General features: G+C 64.5%; 7 protein-coding genes. All 7 read right to left on the reverse strand.

Annotated features, from left to right (window positions below):
• Window positions 1-24: 24 nt before the first annotated feature.
• Entirely contained in the window at window positions 25-315 is a 291-nt protein-coding gene (locus SPHI_RS13120; RefSeq protein WP_076745406.1) for a GIY-YIG nuclease family protein, read from the reverse strand.
• A gap of 58 nt (window positions 316-373) precedes the next feature.
• Window positions 374-1336, reverse strand: coding sequence for a malate dehydrogenase (gene mdh, locus SPHI_RS13125; RefSeq protein ID WP_076745407.1), 963 nt, complete (start codon window positions 1334-1336; stop codon window positions 374-376).
• Between the two features lie 130 nt (window positions 1337-1466).
• Complete coding sequence (zapE, locus tag SPHI_RS13130; protein WP_076745408.1) at window positions 1467-2561, reverse strand: cell division protein ZapE; 1095 nt, start codon at window positions 2559-2561, stop codon at window positions 1467-1469.
• Window positions 2562-2670: 109 nt separating this feature from the next.
• Window positions 2671-3129 (reverse strand): PaaI family thioesterase, encoded by a 459-nt coding sequence (locus tag SPHI_RS13135; protein WP_076745409.1) that lies wholly within the window; start codon window positions 3127-3129, stop codon window positions 2671-2673.
• Between the two features lie 150 nt (window positions 3130-3279).
• On the reverse strand, window positions 3280-4062 hold the full coding sequence (locus SPHI_RS13140; protein ID WP_076745410.1) for a succinate dehydrogenase iron-sulfur subunit: 783 nt from the start codon (window positions 4060-4062) through the stop codon (window positions 3280-3282).
• Window positions 4063-4076: 14 nt separating this feature from the next.
• Window positions 4077-5456: a cell envelope integrity protein CreD gene (gene creD, locus SPHI_RS13145; RefSeq protein ID WP_076745411.1), complete on the reverse strand. Its 1380-nt coding sequence runs from the start codon at window positions 5454-5456 to the stop codon at window positions 4077-4079.
• A 166-nt stretch (window positions 5457-5622) separates the two neighbouring features.
• Window positions 5623-6195, reverse strand: coding sequence for a ClpP family protease (locus SPHI_RS13150; RefSeq protein WP_076745412.1), 573 nt, complete (start codon window positions 6193-6195; stop codon window positions 5623-5625).
• Window positions 6196-6354 lie beyond the last annotated feature (159 nt).

The following is a 6354-nucleotide window of genomic DNA, read 5'->3' on the forward strand; positions in this document are numbered from 1 at the left end:
GCCCAGTTGGGAAAGCGGTCATGGTTATGCGATGCGCTCGTAAAGGTCGTTCCAATCGGGATTGAACCCTTCGATCTCCCGCAGTTTCCAGTTCCGCTTCCACTCCTTCATCTGCAGCTCGCGCTGCTGTGCGGCTTCAATGCTGTCATGCACCTCGTACCAGACGAGATGATGACAGCGATATTTCGTGGTGAAGCCGGGCACGATCCCGTTCCGATGTTCCCAGACCCGCTTGGCGAGATTGCTGGTTACCCCGATGTAAATCGTTCCGTTACGCTGGCTTGCCATGATGTAGACGAAGCCGGCTTTCTCCACCGTAGAGGTCTCCCAACTGGGCCGCGGCCTTCGCTGGGGAACAGTCTACCGGATCTCGTTACGCGAGGCTCTCGTCGATGCCCTTGCAGGCGACGAGCAGTTCCTTGACGGCGTCGACCGACACCTGGAGGTTGCCCTTGGCTTCGTCCGACAGCTTGACCTCGACCACCTTCTCGACGCCGCCGGCGCCGATCACGACGGGCACGCCGACGTAGAGATCGTCGATGCCATATTGGCCGGTGAGGTGCGCTGCGGCGGGCAGGATGCGCTTCTGGTCGTAGAGATAAGCCTCGGCCATTGCGATGCCGCTGGTCGCCGGGGCGTAGTAAGCCGAGCCGGTCTTGAGCAACGCGACGATCTCGCCGCCGCCGCCGCGGGTGCGCTTGATGATCTCGTCGACCTTCTCACGGGTGGAGAAGCCCATCTCGATGAGGTCGGCGACGGGGATGCCCGAGACTGTGGAATATTCAAGCACCGGCACCATCGTGTCGCCGTGGCCGCCGAGCACGAAGGTGTTGACGTCCTTGACCGACACCTTGAACTCTTCAGCGAGGAAGTGGCTGAAGCGGGCGGAGTCCAGCACGCCGGCCATACCGACGACCTTGTTGTGCGGCAGGCCGGAGAATTCGCGCAGCGCCCATACCATGGCGTCGAGCGGGTTGGTGATGCAGATCACGAACGCGTCCGGCGCATTGGCCTTGATGCCCTCGCCGACGGCCTTCATCACCTTCAAGTTGATGCCGAGCAGGTCGTCACGGCTCATGCCCGGCTTGCGGGCGACACCGGCGGTGACGATGATCACGTCCGCGCCCGCGATGTCGGCGTAATCGTTGGAGCCCTTGATGGTTGCGTCAAAGCCCTCGACCGGGCCGCACTGCGACAGGTCAAGCGCCTTGCCCTGCGGCACGCCTTCCACCACGTCGAACAGCACGATGTCGCCGAGGCCCTTGAGGGCCGCGAGGTGCGCAAGCGTGCCGCCGATATTCCCGGCGCCGATCAGCGCGATCTTCTTGCGGGCCATCCAATCCCCTTTCCGTAAAGTTTGGGTGTGATTGGAGAGGTCGGGTACGCCCTTCGGGCGGGGAGGGCAACCCACTAAAGGCCGGAGATCAACCTTTTAATCGATAATCTATCGCAATAGCAATAACGGGTCAGGCGGTGCCGTGACCCTGAGCGAGATAGTCTTCGGAGCGCATCTCTTCGAGCCGGCTGACCGTGCGCTGGAATTCGAAGCGGCCGTCGCCAGTCGGGTAGAGCGCGTCGGGCTGGGCGTCGGCTGCGGCGAGCAGCTTCACCTTGTGCTCGTACAGTGCGTCGATGAGGCTGACGAAGCGCGCGGCCTCGTTGCGGTTCTCCGGGCCGAGGATTGGGATGCCGACGAGGATCACGGTGTGAAAGCGGCGGGCGATGGCGAGATAGTCGGCGCTGCCGCGTGCTTCGCCGCACAGCTTCTTGAAGCTGAACACCGCGACGCCCTTCAATGACTTGGGGACGCGGAGCGCGCGGCCTTGCACGACGAGTTCTTCGCTGGGGACGTGCCCGCGGTCCTCGGGCGGATAGTCGGTGAGGCGGAAGAAGGCGGCGGAGAGCTGCTGGGTTGCTTCCGGGCCGTTGGGGACGAGCCAAGTGTCCTGCTGACCGAGACGGTCGCGGCGGTAGTCGACCGGGCCGTTGAGCGCGAGGACCTCGAGCCGCTGTTCGATGAGGCCGATGAAGGGGAGGAAGTGCTCGCGATTGAGGCCGTTCTTGTAAAGGTCAGTCGGCACGCGGTTGCTGGTGGTGACGACGGTGACGCCGGCCTCGATCATCGCGGTGAACAGGCGCGAGAGGATCATCGCATCGGGGGAGTTGTTGACGATCATTTCGTCAAAGGCGAGCAGGCGGGCCTCTTCGGCGAGCGCGGCGGCGATGGGGAGGATCGGGTCGCCCGCTTCCTTGCGGCGCTCCGCAGCGATGCGTTCGTGCACCTCCAGCATGAACTCGCCGAAGTGGACGCGGCGTTTCTGCGCGACGGTCACGTTGGCGTAGAACAGGTCCATCAGCATGGATTTGCCGCGGCCGACATCGCCCCACATGTAGATGCCGCGCGGCAGGATCACCTTCTTGCGGAAGAAGCCGGTGGTTTTGGGGTTCTCGAGTTCGCGGGCGAGTGCGTCCAGGCGGGCGGCGGCGGCGGCTTGCTCGGGGTCCGGGCGCAGTTCGCCGGCTGTGATGAGGGATTCGTAGGCTTGTAGGACTGCGGCCACGGTACACTCCGTTCGGGCTGAGCCTGTCGAAGCCCTGCCTTTCTTCTTCAGGTGTGCGGTTAGAAGAAAGGGCAGCGCTTCGACAAGCTCAGCGCGAACGGCGGTGGGCCTACCGCTTCGTCGGCTTGCGGATCGTGCCGGAGAATTCGGCGACCGGGTCGTCGTCCTGCATCACCAGCCCGCGCATGAATAGGAGCCGGCCGGTTTCGCGGAGCAGCTCGACCCTGGCTTCCAGCAGCTCGCCGATCGTGCCGGCGCCGATGAAGTGGGTGTTGAGATCGAGCGTCACGGCGGTGCCGGCCTCGATCAGGCCGAAGCTGCGCGCGGCGGCGAACAGCGCGACATCGATGAAGCCGAGCATCGCGCCGCCGTGGACGTTGTTGCCGAGGTTGGAGTGGCGCCGCTCAGGAAGCATGCGGACGCGGCAGGTGCCGTCCTCGACGCGGACCATCATGTCGCCGAGGAAGGTGTTATAGCGATCCGAGTTCTTGAGGCCCCAGCGCTTCCAGCAGGGATGGTCTGGATGATCCTCGTAGTGGAACTCGGGCTTGGGTTCTTCCACCAGCATCCTCTCCAGCAACTGGGCATCTTAGCACCCTTTAAGACGTCACCCCGGACTTGATCCGGGGTCCCGCTTCTTCTTCCGTCGGGGAAGGCAGCGGGACCCCGGCTCAAGGCCGGGGTGACGAAGAATATAGAACCGAAGCCAACCCGCGCCTCAGACGACGCGTTCGACTTCCATCTTCTTAATCTCGGCGATCGCCTTGGCGGGCGAGAGGCCCTTGGGACAGGCGTTGGCGCAGTTCATGATCGTGTGGCAGCGATACAGGCGGAACGGATCCTCGAGCTCGTTGAGCCGCTCGCCGGTCATCTCGTCGCGGCTGTCGGCGAGCCAGCGGTACGCCTGGAGCAGGATCGCCGGGCCGAGGAACTTGTCCGAGTTCCACCAATAGCTCGGGCACGAGGTCGAGCAGCAGGCGCACAGGATGCACTCGTAAAGGCCGTCGAGCTTGGCGCGGTCTTCCGGCGACTGAAGGCGCTCCTTGCCGGCGGGCGGCGGGGTGACCGTCTTCAGCCACGGCTGGATCGAGGCATATTGCGCGTAGAAGTGGGTGAAGTCGGGGACGAGATCCTTGATCACGTCCATCGCCGGCAGCGGGGTGATCTTCACCTCGCCCTTCACGTCCTCGATCGCGGTGGTGCAGGCGAGGCCGTTCTTGCCGTCGATGTTCATCGAGCAGGAGCCGCAGATGCCTTCGCGGCACGAGCGGCGGAAGGTGAGCGTCGAGTCCTGCTCGCCCTTGATCTTGATCAGCGCGTCCAGGACCATCGGGCCGCATTCGTCGAGGTTCAGCTCGAACGTGTCGTAGCGCGGGTTCTCGCCACTATCGGGATCGTAGCGATAGATCTTGAAGTTGCGCATCGTCCCGCCGGGCTCGGGCGAGGCGATCTTGCGACCGCCCTTGATCTTGCTGTTCGCCGGCAGGGTGAATTCGGCCATTTTTAGGTCCCGCTTCAGTCGGTTGAGGACTGGGAACGGAGTCCGCTCCAGTCGAGGTTGCGCGTCAGATACATAACACCGGCCAGTGCCGCAAACAGAAGCAGCGAACCGATGAGCAGAGAATAAGCCTCGAGGCTGAGCAGGACGTAGAGCACGCCGTACAAAGCCGCGAGCAGCGCCGCGATATAGCCACCGCGACGCCAGCTGCGAAGGACCGCCGCCGAATAGGCCGCCAGCAGGCCGATGATCGCCGCCGCTGCCACTATATAGGCGGTCGCGAAGCCGATTACCTCCGCAAAGGCGAGCAGCATCACGAAAAAGAGCACCAGCCCGGCGCCGACGAGAAGATATTCGACCATCGCGACCCGCACGCCGGCGATCACGTCGAACATCAGGAATGCCATGAAGGTGAAGCCGATGAACAGGAAACCGTATTTCACCGAGCGGTTGACCTGGCTGTAAAGATCGACCGGGGAGATCAGGTCGACCCGCGCCTCGTAATCGCCGGCGGGGCTGGCGGTGGCGTAACGGTCGCTGACGGTGGGATTGGATTCGGGCACCACCTCGCCCGAGGACACGAGGCTGCGGCCGAGCGCGAGATTGCCGACGCGCCAGGTCGCGGTAAAGCCCTGGTCCGAGATGCGCTGTGCCGTGGGCAGGAAGCCCCCCTGGAAGCTGGGGTGCGGCCATTTCGACGTGACTTGCCAACGCGTGTCACCGGCCTGCGGGGCGAGCGCGAGCCAGCCGTTGCCGCGGAAGGCGTAGCGGAAGCTCACCGCCATCGGCCTCGTGCGGATCGCGCCGGCGTCGAGCCAGGTGAAGAAGCCGGAATTGTTGGTCGCTGGCGATCCCTTGCCCGGCTGGAGCACGAGGCGGCGGCCCTCCGCAATCACCTCGGGTGGCTGGCCGAACAGGCCGCGCGCGTCCTTGAGGCCGAAGCGGAGTTCGGCGCGATCATAAGCAAGGCGATCGGGCGTGATGCCGAAGCGGGCGAGATCGGCGGGCAGGGCGAAACGCGCGGTGCCGCTGGCCCGCGCTTCGAACAGCACCGCTTCGTAGATCGAGCGGCGGCGGCGTTCGGGAGTGAGATCGGTTTTCAGGTCGGCCACTTGAGGCGAGAGGGTCAGTTCGCGCCAGACGAGATTGGTGCGCACCACCTGCTTGCCCGCTTCGGTGACGGTCTCGGTTGCTTCGGTCTGGTAAGGCAGGACCAGCACGGGGCCGGCGATCGTCTGCGGCCCGCCCCAGCCCTCAGCGATGGACGCGCGAGCGGCGTTTGATTGCTCCTGCCGATCGTACACCAGCAGATAGACGGCGAAGAGCGGGATCGCGAGCAGCATGGCAATGAGGATCGCCATCGCCAGCTTGCGACCGGGAGTGGGGCCTTCGGTCATTCCGCCTCGCCGTTGTTGTGGCTGTCGTTGTCGGCGAGCGGGGTAGTGGTTGCAAGCTTTTGCTCACACTGCACGGTTCCCGTAATAATCGTCACCCGGGCTTGGCCCGAGAAGAAGCGGGACCAGGCTCAAGGCCGGGGTGACGGTGGTTGTCGGCGCGCAAAGCTCAGATCAGGTCGAGCACCAGGCCGCGATCGCGCGCTTCTTCCGCCTCGATGTACCAGTTCGACGGCGCCTTGGCCTTGAGTTCGTCGAGCGTGACACTGCTTCCCTCGACCAGCGCGGCGAAGCCTTCGTCCTGGATGCGGATCGAATCCTGAATCTCGTTGAGCTTGGCCAGGAGAACGGGGGCGAGGGTGTTGAGGGGACCGGAGAGCTGCACCGTGGAATTCATGATCCGCTCGTGGATCATCAGCCGCGTGCCGCGGGTGAGGAAGCGCTTGTCCGCGGGGAAGGCGGACATGAACGTCGCGCCGGCAGAATAGACCGCGACCTTGCCGAGGAACAGCGTCTCGCGGCCGGTATATTCGCGCAGCAGGCGGATGGAATCGCCCATCGCGCGGGCCATTTCCGGGTCACCGCCGAGCGTGGTGATCGAGACGACCAGCGGGCCATCGGATGAGACGCCGGCGAGCTGATTCTTGAAGGCGGCGTACATCATCTCGTTCACCGGCCCGTGCAGCTGGATCTGCGGGGAGGCGAGGAGGGGGTAATTGGTGGCGTTGCTAGCGGTGCTCATGGCGCGGCGAACCGCGGGGAGGGGCAAGTGGTTCCCGATACGGATAAATAGCACCGTTCGTCCCGAGTTTGTCGAAGGGCGTGTCACAAGCGCAGCGCTGTTTGGCACGGGCGTCGGCAGGCTCAGCCCGAACGGGCGAGGGGGGGGTGGTCAAGAGGC

Source organism: Sphingomonas jeddahensis (assembly GCF_001981525.1).
GTDB classification, from domain to species: Bacteria; Pseudomonadota; Alphaproteobacteria; order Sphingomonadales; family Sphingomonadaceae; genus Sphingomonas; species Sphingomonas jeddahensis.